Raw genomic sequence first — 16,386 nt, 5'->3', positions numbered from 1 at the left:
CCGACATCAGACGGGCAATTCCTCCATCCTTGGAGGTCAGATGGTGAAAGAGGGGATTTGTACACGGACTTCTGGTGTGCAAGATGTATCCCCGGTCACCAGGGTCCTTGATGTTCCCGACATCAGACGGGCATTTCCTCCATCCTTGGAGGTCAGATGGTGAAAGAGGGGATTTGTGTCTAACGTTTGAGCTTATCTTTGCTCCGTTTAGCTGTTGCATGACTTGCTTGCTAAAGGTTCGCGAGTCATCAAATTGCCCGTTGGCAGCCAATACCAATCAATTTTCTGTGTGGAGTAAGAGCGTGAAACATCATGATGTGATTATTATCGGAGCCGGCGCCGCAGGATTAATGTGTGCTGCAACAGCGGGTTACCGAGGCCGTGATGTACTCGTACTCGATAACGCCAAGCAAGCGGGGCGTAAAATCCTCATTAGCGGTGGCGGCCGTTGTAACTTCACTAACCTTAAAGTTGAGCCCGCTAACTTTATCTGTAGCAATCCGCACTTTGTAAAATCGGCACTTGCGCGTTATCCCTCACAGCAGTTTATCGAACTGGTTGAGCGCCACGGCATTGAATACCACGAGCGCGATCATGGCCAGCTATTCTGTAATGACTCGGCCAAAGAAATTGTCACTATGCTGCTGACTGAATGCGAATGGGCTGGTGTGAGTATAAAGCTGCGCACCGATATTCTGGCCGTTAAAAAGACCGAAGTTGGGCGCTTTGAGCTTAACACTTCTAATGGCGAGTTAAGTTGCGATTCATTGGTGGTTGCTACTGGCGGCTTATCTATGCCCAAACTCGGCGCCACGCCTTATGGTTATCAACTGGCCGAGCAATTTGGCCTCAAAGTATTACCAACCCACGCAGGGCTAGTACCTTTTACCTGGCACAGTGAAGATAAAATTCGTTTCGAGCCCTTATCGGGCATAGCCGTACCTAGCCGCATTACCGCCAAAGACGGCACTAGCTTTAGTGAAGCTCTGCTATTCACCCATCGCGGCTTATCTGGCCCCGCGATTTTGCAGATTTCCAACTATTGGAAAGCGGGCGAAACCATAGAAATCAATCTATTACCCAATATGGATTTGGCGCAGACGCTAGAGCAACAATTGGCTGCACATCCAAAGCAGAGTCTGCGTAATACCTTAAGCCAGTGGTTACCTAAGCGGCTGGTGGAAGTATTATTCGATGAGGCGTTATTAAACAAAGCGTTAAATCAGCTTGTGCATGCAGAGCGCGCTAAGCTGGGCGACGATCTGCACCGCTGGACAGTATTAATGAATGGCACCGAAGGCTACCGCACCGCCGAAGTGACGTTAGGCGGTGTGGATACCCATGAACTCTCCTCCAAAACCATGGAAGCTAGCAAAGTGCCTGGACTCTACTTTATCGGTGAAGTGATGGATGTAAGTGGTTGGTTAGGTGGGTTTAATTTCCAATGGTCTTGGGCATCGGGCGTCGCCGCTGGAAGGGCTGTGTAGCGTCTAGCTTGCATAAGAATAATGAAACTTAGACTGCAGACTACCTGGTTTAATTAAGTAGTTAATAAATACAGTTCAGTAAGTTAGTGTACGATTGGTTATTCAGAATCTAACTAAGGTATTAGGTAAAAGTTTCTCTAGAAAAGAGCAATTTAATCAATATATTAGAATGTTGAATACTTTTAAATAACTTCTGCAACACCAGTTAATTTGAAGCTGAGTGGAAGATTGTTCCGATTATTTGCACTTGTTTGGCATTAATACTTAAGACCTTAACACTTGTTTGCTTTTGGGGCTTTAATTTTTCTCAATATTAAGTTTTTATATTGTATATTTTTACGGGATGCTAAATTATTTATTTTTCTGTTTGTTTTTCAACTGCTCAAGTCTGAGCTAGACCAACTGTTTCTTGTTTTATTTTAGTGGCTTGTTATATGTTTGTACTTCCATCTTAGGCACCGAGTCAACTACTGATTCTTTAGAAAACTCAATAACCTTTGTATAAATTAAAACTGCAATCAGCCCCAGGAAAAATAAAGTCATAACTATTGAAAACATATTCGTAATAATTGAGTTAACCTTTTCTGCATAGTCGCCACATGTTTTACTTACGACCCATTTAGATATTTTACCAATAGAACCAAGTAGTAAAAATCCTACAAGAATTACTCCTCCCCACATTAAAACTTTTGCTACGCTAGCCAGAAGGTTATCTTTAGCTAAATTATCAATATTTTGTATAGCTTCCACACCTTCAATTACACCATCAACATTTGCAATGCTTGATTCAAGTGATGCATAAACGACTTGGATTTTCATCCCATCATTATTTTCTAAAATAGAGAAGCTTGTAGTAACAACATTTTCGCCAGGTTTAAAAGATATTTTTCCTTTAACAATGTCAGGTCTTTTAACTTCAGATATAAAAGCATCAATAATTTCTATTTCGCCATTAAATGTTAAAGTGATTGGTTTTAGTACATTTTCTTTTTTTATAGATTCCTTGCCATTATTCCAAATAGCTACCTCTTGTATATAAAGGTTTTTTAATAGCTCAGTGCCATCACTTGATTTTACAATTTTAAAGTATTTTGAAGATAATCCTTTGGGAGAAGAAAAAAGAGATACATTTTTTGTAATGACAAATGCTGGCTCACGTATCTTTATTGAAATAGTGTAGAAGTAATATGATAAAAGCATTCCTGCTAGACCTAGTCCTAAACTCAAAATGCTTATCCAATTTTTTTTCATATAATCGAACAATTAGACCAACTCCATAGTTAAGGGAAATATAAAAATTTTTTACCCAGATTTACCGTTAAACTCCAGGAAATACACGTGAGTTTGAGGAGTAAATTACTTAATGTATAGTAAGTTATCACCGTTACCGCATTACGTTCAATACATTCTTACGTAAAGAAACGGAGAAGATATTCACCGGGTCAATTTTTGGTGTGGTAAATTATAGAGGCAATAAATAAAACAAGCACTTCCAATTGCGAAAATTGTTCAATAAAAGCAAATCTAGCACTTGCTCATTCTTTTTAGAACGCTTTCACTGAATATCATTTTTACCATAATACTTGCATAAATACAGTAGGTTAGTTGCATTGGAGGTTGTACTTTTTATTGTATAAGTTTGACCGTGGCGATCGAGGATATGTTCAAGAAATCTAAGACTACTCAAACTAAAATTTGATAAAGCTATACAACCAAGTCGCACGCTTAGGGGGCGCTTACCTTTGAGTAAAACTAACTGCTAAAGATTTAGTTCAGATTGTATTGTTGAATCAGTGACTTTCGATGGCATGAAGCCATGGAATAGCCAATCTGGATACTTCTTTTAAAAGCAACGGACGATGTGTTGTAGTGGTGAGTATGCTCATCAAAAGGCGGCACTGACTATTTTGCAGTGCCTGCCGTCTAATAATCTATTTAACCAATCGCTAGTTTGGTTTCTGCGTAGCGTAGTTTTTTCATCCTTGGATTGACTAGGGAATAGGCGAGCATCAGTGGGCCGAGGCTACCCATGAACACATGGATTAAGAAGGTATAGCGATTAAATGGCGATAACAATGCGCAAAGCGACTGATTTTTAAGAATGAGTCAGTGGTTAACAAACTTATCAATGAGTTGAACTACATAGATGTCATGTATAGAAAACTTGAAAAAGATACGTGTTTTCTTCGTCATGTATAATTTTTGAGGAAAATTATACATATTAATCTCTTAAGTATAAAAAGAGCGAAATTTATCTATATAAACTCGTTTGTTTTGCTTACTACTGGCGCCACTAAATATTTAGAGCAACTGGTCGAGTGCGGATTTTTAACGAAACAAAAAGTGGGCACGCTAACTATTACATTAACGCCCCCTTGTGCCAGTTGCTGATCGCCCATAGCTAAACTGATTGTAACTATGGTGTTTTTTGCAGTGCCTGCCGTCTAACCAATCGCCAGTTTGGTTTCTGCGTAGCGCAGTTTCTTGGTCCTTGGGCTGGCGAGGAAGTAGGCGAGTACGAGTGGGCCTAGGCGACCCATGAACATTATAAAAATGATGATGGCTTGGCCTAGAGTAGTTAAGTTGCCTGTCAAACCTCGGGATAAACCGACTGTGCCCAGTGCTGATACTGCCTCAAAGACGATATCAATTAACGGTGCGTTTTCACTTAATACCAGTGCGAAGATGGCTAGCCAAGTGACGCCAATGGAGATCATGGTTAGCGCCAAGGCTTTACTGACGGTATCTTTGGGGATCTCGCGCTTAAATACATAAATGGCTTCATCGCGGCGTAAATAGCCATAAGTTGCCAAGATGAGCACCATAAAGGTGACTACCTTAATCCCGCTGGCGGTACTGAGAGAGCCACCGCCGATAAACATCAATACCAGCATAAGTAGTGTTGAGCCATCTTCGAGCTGGTCAATGGCTAAGGTATTAAAGCCAGCAGTGCGAGGGGTAACGGCTTGAAACCAAGAGGCTAACCATTTACCGAGTTCGCTTAAGGGCGCGAGAGTATTGGGGTTGTTGTACTCAATCAGGTAAATAGCAATCACTGCTACGGCATTGATCAGTATGGTGCCTGTAATCATCATTCGGCTGTAGACGGTCAATTTCGACCAACATTTATTGCGGCGAAGGTCAATCCAGACTGAAAACCCTAAACCGCCAATGATAAATAAACCTGTGATGGTGAGGTTAATTACAGGATCGGCCACATAGGGCATTAAGCTGTCGGCACTGAGGGCAAAACCTGCGTTATTAAAGGCGCTAATCGTATAGAAAAAACCGTGGAATAAGCTGGTTTGCCAACCGAGTTCATTGCTCCAATGCACTGATAAAATCAACATGCCTATGGCTTCTACCAAGAGCGAAAACAGTAATACGGCCTTAGCAGTCGAGACTAATGTTGAAGTATCGGTTTGATTAAAAGCCTCTTTTGCGACGGTTTGCTGTAAAAAGCCAATCTTACCGCCAAGGGCGATAAGGGTAACAATCGCAAAGGTCATCAGCCCCAGCCCGCCGCATTGGATTAAAAGCGCGATGACGATTTGGCCAAATGGCGTAAATACTGTCCCAGTGTCGACAACGACTAGCCCAGTTACTGTGACCGCCGAGGTTGCAGTGAACAGACTTTGTAACCAAGTAATAGGGACTTCGGTTGCTATTGGCAGTTTCAGTAAGCAAGTGCCAAGGATGATCAGTAGTGCAAAGCTCACGCTTAAAATAAAGGGTGGCGCACCGAACAGTTTTCTATCCGACCTTGGATGATGTTCGATTGCCATGATGGAGGGATGCCATTGAACCACCTTACACCAACCTTGGTGCGAGATATTTAAGCTCGCTACGGCTACCACATAGCAACAATGCATCGTTAGCTTGCAACACAAAACTACCATCGATCTTGCTAAATACCGCTAAATCACGTTTAACCATAATGGCTGCAACTTTACCTTTAGGGTTGCGCTTTATATTGGTTAATTCATCACTAAAACCATCTTGAACTGAGCCAAGAAGTTGGGCAACGGTGGTTTTATCTAGGTGGGGTTTAATATGAATTTCAACAATATATAGTCCATCACCAATGGCGAGAAAGTTATTGACCATAGGATAATTGAGCGACTGAGCGACACGTATCCCCATTTCTTCTTCAGGGTGAATGATGCGTGCAACGCCGAGTTTTGACACGATAGTGTGATGCGCTTTAGTGCTAGCCTTGACCCAAATGGTTTGCACACCCAGATTCTTAAGCGCCAAGGTGCATAGTAGGCTGGATTGCATATCCTCACCGATAGCGACAAGTACGGCTTCGCTGTTGTTGAGGTCAAGCTCACGCAGCGATGCCTCATCGGAACAGTCGCAAATCACGGCTTCAGTTAGGTTCTCTACATATTTTTCAACCATTTTAGGGTCACTGTCGACACCTGTGACCGTGTGGCCTAAGTGGATCAATTCAAGGCTGGCTGCAACGCCAAATCGCCCTAAACCAATAACGGTAAAATGCGCCATACAAATATCCTTTTATGTTTGCTTTTGTGATGATGAGAACGCTTACTGCTGATTGATGTCTGTTAAGCGGTAACCTAAACCCGCTTCTGTTTTAATCAGTTGCTGCTCGTTATTGTCATTGAGTTTTTTGCGTAACTGGTTGACTAAAATCCGCAGATAGTGACTGTCTTCTTGATGGGTTTCGCCCCAAATTTTTCGCAGTAATACAGTTTGCTTGACTAACTGACCAGGGTGAGACATTAAGGTCTCCATCAGGGCGAATTCCTTTTTGGTCAAAGCGATTTCTTGCTTATTGATCCAAAGCTGGTGGGTGCTTTTTTGTAGCTTAAGTGTGGCAAAGTGCAGCACATCACTTAAAGATGACTCGTCCACTAAATCGCGGACTAATACTTTGATACGGGCAATTAATTCTCTTATCCCAAAAGGCTTGCTGAGATAGTCATTGGCGCCAGCGTCTAATAGGCGAATTTTCTCTTCCTCTTGATCGCGGGCAGTTAACACCAATACGGGGATTTTGTCGTTTCGCCTTAGGGTTTGTAGTAGCTCAATACCATCACCATCCGGTAATCCAAGGTCGAGTATCAATATGTGTGGTTGCTGTCCCCGATATTGGGCAAGGGCTGTGGTTATTGATGATGCGCCAATATATTCAAAGCCTTCTGCTTCTAAGGATATTCGCATAAATGTGTGGATTTGCGCTTCATCATCCACCACTAACACTTTGTAGGCCATTTATTCACAGTCCTTTTTTATCGGCAAAGCAATACGAATAAGGCTGCCCTTAGTGACAGGTTCGGCGCTGATTTGGCCTTGGTGTGCGGTAATAATTCCTTTCGCAACAGCCAAACCTAGACCAGCACCACCATCCGTTGATGGATGTTGGCGATAAAAAAGTTCAAAAATGGCTTCCATATCTGCGGTGGCTATACCGCAGCCTTGATCTTGGATATCCAATCTCAACATATTTTCATACCGATAAACCTTAACGGTGACTTTTTCATCTTGTGGTGAGTAGCGCAATGCATTGTCCAGTACATTAAAAATAGCTTGCTCAATCAATGAACTGCATATCATCACTGTGGGTAGCTCGGATTCACTCTTGATAACAATGCGTGGTTGTGTGGCCGGAAAACGGGCAATAGCTTGGTGTAACACATGAGTAATAGAGTCTTCATTCAAACTAAACTTGAGTGCGCCATGCTGTAATTTAGTGGCCTGTAATAGATTTTCGATATATTGGTGCAGACGGTGGCTTTCTGCCGCAGCGCTGTCAATTAGCTCATCTTTTTGGGATGGGCTCAGCTTAGGCATATATTCTTTTAGCGTAGTTAAAGTGCCAATAATGGTGGCGAGTGGAGTACGTAAATCGTGGGAGACCGACAGCAAAATACTATTACGTAACTGGGCTTGTTCAAGCGCATCTTGCTGACGCCGATAAAGTTCCGCCAGTTTGCTGGTGGTGAGCGCTACTAAGAGAAATACGGCTAAGTTAAGAATATCCTCAAGATTAAACATCTGTAGCGAATAGCGCGGTGTGGTAAATAAAAAGTTATAACTTGCCGCTTCATACACTGCCGTAAAATAGGCGTAATGGGCATTACATTGTAGGGCGACAACCACCACAGCGAGTTGCAAAATCAGTAACACGGCGATGGTTGAGCCTGAGAGCAAATCAATAAAAAAACTGCTGAAAATGGCGATGACTAACACAACGAAGGTGAATGAAGATGGATGTGAACGCCAGTATTGAGTCATAGGTACGGCTATGGATGAAGTCATAAAAAAGAAAGAAGCATTAAAAATGTTGTCCGTACTCTAACAAAGGCATTTTAAGATAGCGCGTAAAAAATCCGTAAAATTTAGTCGATTGTTAGTGGCTTAGCTTGCGATTAACTCGAGGGGATTGAGCTTACTCATATCAAGCTATAGGCGAATGATAAGGCTTACTGCGTAGACATCTGCTGTAAGCCTCACCCTCGGCGCTGGTTTAATCCGGTTGAATGCTAAAGCGCCATGGACTCCTTGATTACCACGGAATGGGTGGTGGGACTAAGCGCTCACCATTATAGCCGGGAACGACGGCAAAGCGTGGGGAGTGTGCTTCCCACTCGGCTTGAGCTTTCGCAATTTCCTCTTTGCTATGGCCGACAAAATTCCACCAAATGCTGACCGGATCGGCCAGTGGTGCCCCGCCAATCAGCAGTATGCGACAACCTGCTTCGAGTTCAACTGTAATGGTCTCACGTAACATACCGAGATACGCGAGGTCATTATTATCGAAGCTTTCATCCTCGATCTGGAAGCGGCCTTCGAGTGGCATTAGGGCATATTCGAAACTGGGGTCAAGGCGCAGAGTGAGCTTAGTGTTATTCACAGCATAGAGATCCATGGCAACAATGGGTGAAAAGTGCAATGTAGGCGCCTGTTTATGCTGCCAAGTGCCAATCAGTAGGGTGAAATCGACGTCAGCTTCGTGCCAAGTCGGGAGTTCGGGATAGTGATCGAATCTCGGGGTTGTGTCTTTATGCTCAAGCGGCAGGGCAATCCATAACTGCGCTGCGTGCATAGTGCTTTTGCCTTTAACAGATTCCTCCGTGTGTGCGATACCATGTCCTGCCGTCATTAGGTTGACTTGCTTGGGGCGGATCACTTGGGCGCTGCCGAGACTATCTCTGTGCATAATTTCGCCTTCGAGCATCCAAGTAAATGTTTGCAGTCCAATATGTGGATGCTGGCCGACATTCAATAAGGGGCCGTCGGTGACAGGGCCAATATGGTCGAGGAAGCACCAAGGGCCGATAAGACGGCGGTCTTTTTGTGGAATCGCCCGCGCGACGGGAATACCGCCAACATCACTGATTTTTGCGGCGATTCGTTGGACTTGAATCCGACCATTTTCAATGGGACATTCCCTTGGACCACCAAAAAATTGCGCTTGTTGCTCATTCATATTGGTTCCTTACTCTTTTGCTATGGACACTGAGTGAGTGTTTGTCTGAAATGATGACTAGGTTTCAGATTCTATCTTGCATTCGAGCTGAAGGTTTTAGCTTCGGGCATTCTGGGTGATTTTGCAAATTACCGCCCAAATTGACGTTGATCACTTTATTATTTGAACTATCACGCCAATCATTTGCACTTTTACGCCAAACCTGCTTTTCCCCTTGTAACTTCAAATGTTAATGCGTTAAATTGCGCCGCAAATAACCCTAACCATTGGTTAACAAAGGAATCATGATGAAAAAGAGTGTAATAGCATTATCGGTATTGGCTTCTATTTCCAACGCTACTTGGGCAAATAGTTTTGATGCTCGCAAAGATGCGATGGGTGGAGTAGGTGTCGCGAGTGCCCACTATAGTGCCGCCACCCCCGTCAATCCTGCACTAGTCGCTAAATATAATGAGAGTGATGATTTCTCATTCGTATTGCCTTCTATTGGTGCTCAAGGTACGGATAAGGACAAGTTGATCGACAATATAGATAATATCAAAGATGCCTATGATGCATTTCGTATTGGGGCGAATAGTGCCACAGCGAATAAATTAGCCAGTGAATTGGCTGCGGTAGATGGCAAGCTCGCTATGGTGAATGTTGGTGTAAATGTCCAAGTTGCTGTACCTAATAAATTGGTTAGTTTAGGTTTTATGGCAAATGGTTATGCGTCAGCTATGGTTGGTGCTGATGTTGCTCAAAGCGATCTTGACTATCTGCAAGATGTGATTGATGGCACCAGCGCCGCAGATCCTTCCCGTTCATTGGACTCCCAAGCCCTAGGTGTTGTTGCACTGGTTCAGGACTATGGCGTGGCGTTGGCACATCAATTTGAATTCATGGATATGCCCTTATATGTAGGGGTGACGCCTAAAGTGCAAAAAGTTGAAACCTACAACTACAGTGCCACTATCACTGACTATGATGATTCTGACCTCAGTGATGACCAATATCGTTCTAGCGACTCAGGCTTTAATGCTGACCTCGGTTTGGCACTTGATGCTGGCAATATGACCTACGGTTTAGCGGTACGAAATCTGGTGAGCAGGGATGTTGATACAGCAACGGTGAATGGCGTTACATACACTTACCAAATTTCACCTGTGGCAACCCTTGCTGCGGCCTATCGTACGGATTGGTTAACGGCTGCTATTGAGTTAGATGTTAATAAAAGCAAAGCATGGCTTGGGAAGGATGAATCCATGTTCGCTGCTGTAGAAGAATCTCAATTTGCAGCGGTGGGCGTAGAGTTTAATGCCTTTGATTGGGCGCAAATCCGCGCAGGATTCCGCTCTGACATTGCCGGTGAACAACCCGATCTTTTCACCGCAGGTTTTGGATTATCGCCATGGAGTGTATTCCACCTCGATTTAGCAGGACAAGTCGGTTCAGATAAAGCCGTTGGTGCCGCTTTGACTATGAGCTACACCTTCTAATCTAGCGAAAACTTGAAGGCCATCAAAAAGATGGCCTTTATCAAAAAGTCTGCTCTGTGAGTTATTGGATGCTTCAAACTCAGATAGGCTGAGGTTATAGTATTTAAGCCTTTGATATCTAGAATTGACCTGATAAAAACGTCAAATTAGGTTAAGGTAAAACCCGCCTGTAATGAGTAGCGTTTTATGAAGATATTATTGATCGTTATCTTAGCCTTAGGTCTTGGCGCTTGTGCTAGCGCGCCAGAACCTAAGCCTGTGGTAAAGCAAGTTGAGCCTGTTTCTGTTTGGGATGATAGTAATATTGCAGAGCTACACTCCGAGTGGCGCGGTGTTCCCTATCGTTTAGGTGGTGGCACTAAAAAAGGGATTGATTGCTCCGCCTTTGTGTCTGTCGCATACCAAAAAATGTTAGGGATGGTGTTACCACGCACAGTTGAAGAGCAACAAACACTGGGTAGGCCTGTACCTAGGGATCAACTTCGTCGGGGTGACTTAGTTTTTTTCAAAACAGGTTGGAGCACCCATCATGTTGGCATTTATGTGGGGGATGATAATTTCCTCCATGTTTCCACTAGCCAAGGGGTGAAAATTTCCAGCTTACTTAATAGCTATTGGGCCTCTAAATATTGGAATGCGCGGCGGATTTAACCACAATGCTGCCTGTCACTACCATAGTGGCCTTTTTAATGAGATGAATTAAAAGCATTAATTACGCTATTTTTCATCGACTAAGCATATTTACAAGCTCGGTTTTATATAAACTTTTTGCCCAGATACTGCCTGCGCGAGACAAGTCACGTTTTAGCCCCCACTTTTATTGCGCATTTATGCTATTTTAGCTGCGACTTATGGTCTAGAGATTTAGCCTTCAACTGCGCTTAGCTCTAGCGTCTATGCTTTTTCAATCTTGTTTATTTCAACACCATTGGGGATATCCTATGAGTAAAGCAAAAATCGGTATAGTGACGGTAAGCGATCGCGCCAGCGCGGGAATTTATGAGGATATTTCTGGCAAGGCGATTATCGACACGCTTAACGATTACCTGACTAGCGAGTGGGAGCCGATTTATCAAGTGATCCCCGATGAGCAGGATGTGATTGAAGCCACGCTCATCAAGATGGCCGATGAGCAAGATTGCTGTTTGATTGTGACCACGGGTGGCACAGGCCCAGCCAAACGCGACGTTACGCCAGAAGCCACAGAAGCTGTATGCGATCGCATGATGCCAGGCTTTGGCGAGTTGATGCGTGCTGAGTCATTAAAATTTGTGCCCACTGCCATTTTATCCCGCCAAACCGCAGGCTTACGGGGTGATTCTTTGATCGTGAACTTGCCCGGCAAACCCAAATCGATTCGTGAATGTTTAGATGCCGTGTTCCCAGCTATTCCTTACTGCATCGACTTGATGGAAGGCCCGTATTTAGAGTGCAACGAAGCCGTGATCAAGCCGTTCAGGCCTAAGGCTAAGTAATCTTGCTATTGAGCCTGTAAAAACAAAAGCCACCGCATATTGAGTGGCTTTATTGTTTTTGGAGCTTAGGATTTATAACTGACTAATCTGCTGCTTTAGCTCGTATTCAGATTCAGTGACTATTTTTTCCAGTACTTGTACTCGCTCAATAAGCACTTGGTTTTGCAGACTTAACTGAGTCACTTTATCTTCTAGTTGCTTGTCGCCAGCGGGATTGACGCCAAGTTGGCGCGCCTTCAAATAGTGCTTAAACATTTCTGTAGCACTGAAGCCAATAATGAAGGTGACCATAATCACCATTAAGATATATTCTTTTTCCATAATAACCTCCAGTTTTTATTGAGATTTTTAATTTTTGAACGAGAGATAACCCGTTCCAACGTTTATCGAGAAAAGCACCTTACAAACCGAAGATGACCTTTTCACTCTTGAGCGATCTTTCCATACCAAAGGCGAGTAATATCGCAATGGCGAGGGTGCCTAAGGTCGACACCAGTAATTGCAGCATGGGCAAGTCTTTACCTTTGATAAAGTCCATCAATGCTTGTTGCTGGCCAGAGACGGGCAACCATTGCAGCATATCTGGCGCTATGTTGTAGCTGGCGGCCATTGATAATGCTAAGGGTACAAATAGCACTATAGTGAGATAGGACTGGGCTTCTTTAAAGGTTTTTGCCATAAAAGACACGAACAATTGCAGGCATGCGGCCATCAAAGCGACGGGGATGCCGACGATTAACATTAAGGCGATAAATTCGCTGGTGATATTGACGCTAAAGCCTAATTCCTGCCATGGCACAAAGGTGTAGGCGATTTTAGACACCAGCAAGATCAGCACTAAACCGAGCAGGGCAAATAGGCCAACAGCGATGATCTTAGAGAGCACTAATTGGCGTGTGGTCAGTGGATGGCTTAGCAATAGGGCCAAGGAATTACGCTCACGCTCGCCGGCGCTGGTATCTATGGCAAGGTTCATCCCCGAGATAAATACCGAGTAAATCATAGTAAAAATAGCGATACCTAAGATCATCCCGCCTTTAGAATCAGGTGTGGCTTGATCTTGCACATTCACTTTTAGTGGCTGTACCACACGCGGGTCGATACCGCGAGCGATTAAACGTAGGCTACCCATTTCGGCGCTGTAGGCTTGTAATTGTTTCTCTAAGCGGCGAATGGAGTTCTGTAATTTTTCCTCCGAATTATCGGCCACGATAGTAATTTCGGCGGCTTTGCCTTGATTCATTTGCTCGGCATAGTCGGTGCTGATGATAAGCTCTATGGCTTTAAGTTCACTGTCCTTCACTTCACCGCTGCTAATACCTTTATTTGATAAAAAGCGGACTAAATCAGGGGCGTTATCTGGATTGGTGATAGTGATTTTAAGATCATCAGGGCTGGTTAATTGGCCAATTAACACCATAAACAGGCCACACATGATCAGCGGTGTGCCAATGGCGTAATAAAGTCCCGCCATCACAGAACGCTTATCGCGAGCGGCATCGATAAGTTCCTTACGAACCATAGCGATTATTTTATTCATGCTGTTATTCCTTTATCCATGAGCATATCTATCTGAGTTTGTACATCATTGATACTGCTTACATTGTTGTAAGTTTGAGTCATCATGCTGCGATTCCTTCATCCGTGCCGATAAGTTGAATAAAGGCTTCTTCGAGCGAGTCTTTGCCTGTTTGGATGCAAAGTTCAGTTGGGCTGCCAATGGCAACAACTCTACCTTGGGCCATGACGATGACTTGGTCGCATAATGCAGCTACTTCTTGCATCACATGGCTAGAGAACAGCACGCAATGTCCTTGATTTTTTAGGTCAATAAGAATATCGCGCAGTAAGCGAGTGCTCATTACATCTAATCCACGGGTCGGTTCGTCGAGGATAATATTGCTGGGGCAGTGGACAATTGCCTGTGCAAGTGCTGTTTTCATCCTTTGCCCTTGGGAGAAGCCTTTGCAACGGCGATCGCTAATATCTTCGAGGCGTAATTTTGCAATCACTTGGCTGGTGGCCTCTTTAGCTTCGCGGGCTGATAAACCGCTCAACTCGGCAAAATAGCGAATGTATTCCCGTGGTGTTAAGCGCTCATACAGACCAAAAGGATCGGGAAATAACCCGAGCTGTTGTTTCGCGCCGATAGGATCGATGGTGACATCGATGCCTTCAATTTCAGCTTTACCGTTATCGGGTTTCAGCAGGCCAAAGATAGTGCGTAAACAGGTGGTTTTGCCTGCACCATTGGGGCCGAGTAATCCTGTGATTTGGCCATTTTGTGCGACAAAACTTAAGTCATTAAGCGCCTGCACTTCTCCTATGCGCTTGGAAAGATTGGATACTTTAATCATGGCTTACTCCTTGGCCCCAGTGCTGGCGTTATTATTTGTGGTGGTGGTTTTTGTGCTGGTCGCATTAAGCGGCTCGACTGAGCTGGCATTTAAATAAAAGCTGCGGCGCACATCTTTGTTTAAACATTCGCCGTCGAGGTCGTTTATTGAGCTCGTACGAACTAAATCCGCCACCAATCCATTGGCACAGGATTGATAAGCGACACCGTGGGTGGCATAGGGAGCGATAAAGTGTTTGGCGTTAGTGAGTTTTTCCATGGCTAACTCGCCCCAACTAGGCGGTGTGGCGGGGTCGATTTCACCGGATAACAGTAAGGTTGGAATATTGCTGCTAATGGGTTCGCTAAAGCTGTTATCTACCGCGGGGACTTTCCAGATTGCACAGGTTTTTTCCATTGAGTCCAACATGGTTTGACCAACATAAGAGCTTGCTGCTTTTTCTCGCATGGCAGGCGTGATGCGATGGATATCTTCACCGCAAACCACAGAGGTGTGCATGCCCATTGCTATGCCAGCGTTATCAACTGTGAGGGCATATAACCCCAGAAGTGGTTGAAAATGATTGTTTGCAGCTTGATGGATTGCGTGGGGCACAAGGGCGCGCACATTGGTTTGATACAGTGCCATACGGATGGCTCCGTAAAATTTTCCGCGTGTTATGATGAGTTGGTTTTTTTCCCCTGTGACGGGATCGAACACATTTTCTGTGATTGCTCCCTTCGCCAGAGTGTTTGCTACCTGTTCAAATTCGGCCTTAAGTTGTGGAAACTGCTGTTTGCAGGCGGTATTTTCTTGGCAATCTTTAAACAGTAATTCAAAACCACGATCAATTGCCGAGCCTATCTCTAACACGCTTTGCTGCATGGGCACTACACCATCTAAGGTGACTGTGGCTAGCTGCTCTGGATACAAACGCATATAAAGCTGCGCCATGCGAGTACCGTAGGAGATGCCGTAGATATGCAGTTTTTTATAACCTAAGTGCGCTCGCACAGCTTCAAAATCTTTGACTGCGTTAAGGCTGCCATACTGGCTAACATCGGCATCGATTTTATCTAAGCATTTTTGTGTTTCAGCACTAGGATCGATACTGTCATCATCTAAGGAGAGTGGATTAGCGCTTTCATCACAGGTCAATAGATTGGAACGGCCAGTTCCCCGTTGGTCTATCAGTAGAATATCCCGTTGTTGACGGACTTTACTCAGCATGGCATCAAAACCCGCTGCGTTATCTATGGCCGACTGTCCTGGGCCGCCAGCAATGGCTAGTAAGGCTTCTTCATGGTTGGCATTTTTCACCGCGGGCAATACCACGTAATGCACTTGGATCTGTTTGCCATCGGGTTTGTTAGGGTTTTCGGGTACGGTCACAAAGCCGCAATTTAAACGATCGGATACGCCTTCCACATAACAGGTATTGCTCTTGCTCGCCGCTTGTATATCTTGGTTTTTTACCTCATTCGCCCAAGTTGCTGTACTTGTTATTGCCAGCATGAGTGCGCTTATGCTTAAGTGCTTTTGGCTTAAGCTCCATGTGCTTAACATGGCGCTATAGCATGTAGCCTTGGTGCTATGCCATGGTCGCGTTGGCGAAAGGGGCTGAGCTGTTTTGCTTAACTTCCTGTGTGTCATGCTATCTATCATGAGCGCTTTCCTTTTTGCATTTCAGGACGAATGTGTTAATTTAAATACCAGTGTATCGGTGTATCAATGTATTAATACAGTGTGTAAAGGCTAATGTTAGAACTTTTAAATGTCAACCCCAGTAGTGGTGAACCCATCTATAAACAATTACACGAGCAAATCGTGCGCTTAATTGTGGGTGGTCAACTGCAAGTGGAAGACGTATTACCCTCTGTACGCCAAATTGCCGAGCATTTAGCCGTAAATCCCATGACCGTTTCCAGGGCGATTCAACAACTTGTCGATCAAGGTTGGCTCGAACGCCGCCGTGGTCAAGCGACAAAAGTCGCGTTGCGAACAGAAACAATGGCATCGGGTATCAGTCTGCTCGAACCCCAGCTCGATGCCTTGTTATCACAGGCAAAACAGTTAGGCGTCAGCTTGCCTGAGTTGCAGCAACTGCTGAACGAACGCTGGCAAGATTAGAAAGTAACCTATCGATAAATA

General features: G+C 44.3%; 15 protein-coding genes. 5 read left to right on the top strand and 10 right to left on the bottom strand.

All coding sequences use genetic code 11. The annotated features are described in order from the left end of the window. Window positions 1–302: 302 nt before the first annotated feature. Window positions 303–1,487, top strand: coding sequence for an NAD(P)/FAD-dependent oxidoreductase (locus MZ182_RS20075; RefSeq protein WP_248066841.1), 1,185 nt, complete (start codon window positions 303–305; stop codon window positions 1,485–1,487). Window positions 1,488–1,901: 414 nt separating this feature from the next. On the opposite strand, the gene MZ182_RS20070 is transcribed toward MZ182_RS20075, so the two are convergent. The 6 genes from MZ182_RS20070 to MZ182_RS20045 all read right to left on the bottom strand — a co-directional run bounded on the left by MZ182_RS20070 (window position 1,902) and on the right by MZ182_RS20045 (window position 8,946). Further along, window positions 1,902–2,738, bottom strand: coding sequence for a hypothetical protein (locus MZ182_RS20070; protein ID WP_248114734.1), 837 nt, complete (start codon window positions 2,736–2,738; stop codon window positions 1,902–1,904). 1,193 nt (window positions 2,739–3,931) lie between these two features. After that, window positions 3,932–5,296 (bottom strand): TrkH family potassium uptake protein, encoded by a 1,365-nt coding sequence (locus MZ182_RS20065; protein ID WP_248066836.1) that lies wholly within the window; start codon window positions 5,294–5,296, stop codon window positions 3,932–3,934. Between the two features lies 1 nt (window position 5,297). After that, entirely contained in the window at window positions 5,298–5,996 is a 699-nt protein-coding gene (locus MZ182_RS20060) for a potassium channel family protein (protein ID WP_011791254.1), read from the bottom strand. A gap of 42 nt (window positions 5,997–6,038) precedes the next feature. Then, on the bottom strand, window positions 6,039–6,728 hold the full coding sequence (locus MZ182_RS20055; protein ID WP_248066833.1) for a response regulator transcription factor: 690 nt from the start codon (window positions 6,726–6,728) through the stop codon (window positions 6,039–6,041). Next, window positions 6,729–7,775, bottom strand: a complete 1,047-nt coding sequence (locus MZ182_RS20050; RefSeq protein ID WP_025007934.1) for an ATP-binding protein — start codon at window positions 7,773–7,775, stop codon at window positions 6,729–6,731. A gap of 247 nt (window positions 7,776–8,022) precedes the next feature. Continuing rightward, on the bottom strand, window positions 8,023–8,946 hold the full coding sequence (locus MZ182_RS20045; RefSeq protein WP_115016705.1) for a pirin family protein: 924 nt from the start codon (window positions 8,944–8,946) through the stop codon (window positions 8,023–8,025). 287 nt (window positions 8,947–9,233) lie between these two features. Between MZ182_RS20045 and MZ182_RS20040 the strand changes: the two genes are divergently transcribed. From MZ182_RS20040 to mog, 3 genes are all read left to right on the top strand, one after another. Beyond that, window positions 9,234–10,424: a conjugal transfer protein TraF gene (locus MZ182_RS20040; protein ID WP_248066830.1), complete on the top strand. Its 1,191-nt coding sequence runs from the start codon at window positions 9,234–9,236 to the stop codon at window positions 10,422–10,424. A 186-nt stretch (window positions 10,425–10,610) separates the two neighbouring features. After that, a complete protein-coding gene (locus MZ182_RS20035; RefSeq protein WP_011791249.1) occupies window positions 10,611–11,075 on the top strand; it encodes an NlpC/P60 family protein in 465 nt (154 codons plus the stop codon). 290 nt (window positions 11,076–11,365) lie between these two features. Continuing rightward, window positions 11,366–11,899, top strand: a complete 534-nt coding sequence (gene mog / locus MZ182_RS20030; protein WP_006083754.1) for a molybdopterin adenylyltransferase — start codon at window positions 11,366–11,368, stop codon at window positions 11,897–11,899. Between the two features lie 72 nt (window positions 11,900–11,971). Here the strand turns inward: mog and MZ182_RS20025 are convergent, their stop codons facing one another. From MZ182_RS20025 to MZ182_RS20010, 4 genes are all read right to left on the bottom strand, one after another. Next, window positions 11,972–12,220, bottom strand: a complete 249-nt coding sequence (locus tag MZ182_RS20025) for a hypothetical protein (RefSeq protein WP_014611830.1) — start codon at window positions 12,218–12,220, stop codon at window positions 11,972–11,974. 79 nt (window positions 12,221–12,299) lie between these two features. Further along, window positions 12,300–13,439 carry an ABC transporter permease gene (locus MZ182_RS20020; RefSeq protein WP_011918278.1) on the bottom strand — a complete coding sequence of 380 codons (1,140 nt, stop codon included), beginning with the start codon at window positions 13,437–13,439 and terminating at the stop codon, window positions 12,300–12,302. Between the two features lie 82 nt (window positions 13,440–13,521). Next, window positions 13,522–14,256, bottom strand: coding sequence for an ATP-binding cassette domain-containing protein (locus MZ182_RS20015; protein ID WP_011791246.1), 735 nt, complete (start codon window positions 14,254–14,256; stop codon window positions 13,522–13,524). 3 nt (window positions 14,257–14,259) lie between these two features. Next, complete coding sequence (locus MZ182_RS20010) at window positions 14,260–15,900, bottom strand: alpha/beta hydrolase (protein WP_248066827.1); 1,641 nt, start codon at window positions 15,898–15,900, stop codon at window positions 14,260–14,262. 93 nt (window positions 15,901–15,993) lie between these two features. Here MZ182_RS20010 and MZ182_RS20005 point away from each other — a divergent pair, with 93 nt between their 5' ends. Then, window positions 15,994–16,365, top strand: a complete 372-nt coding sequence (locus MZ182_RS20005; protein WP_011791244.1) for a GntR family transcriptional regulator — start codon at window positions 15,994–15,996, stop codon at window positions 16,363–16,365. The last annotated feature ends 21 nt before the right edge of the window (window positions 16,366–16,386 follow it).

Source organism: Shewanella sp. JNE2 (assembly GCF_023159115.1).
GTDB classification, from domain to species: Bacteria; Pseudomonadota; Gammaproteobacteria; order Enterobacterales; family Shewanellaceae; genus Shewanella; species Shewanella putrefaciens.
The sequence above is the reverse complement of the archived record's forward strand: the minus strand, read 5'-3'. Positions and strand labels throughout refer to the sequence as shown.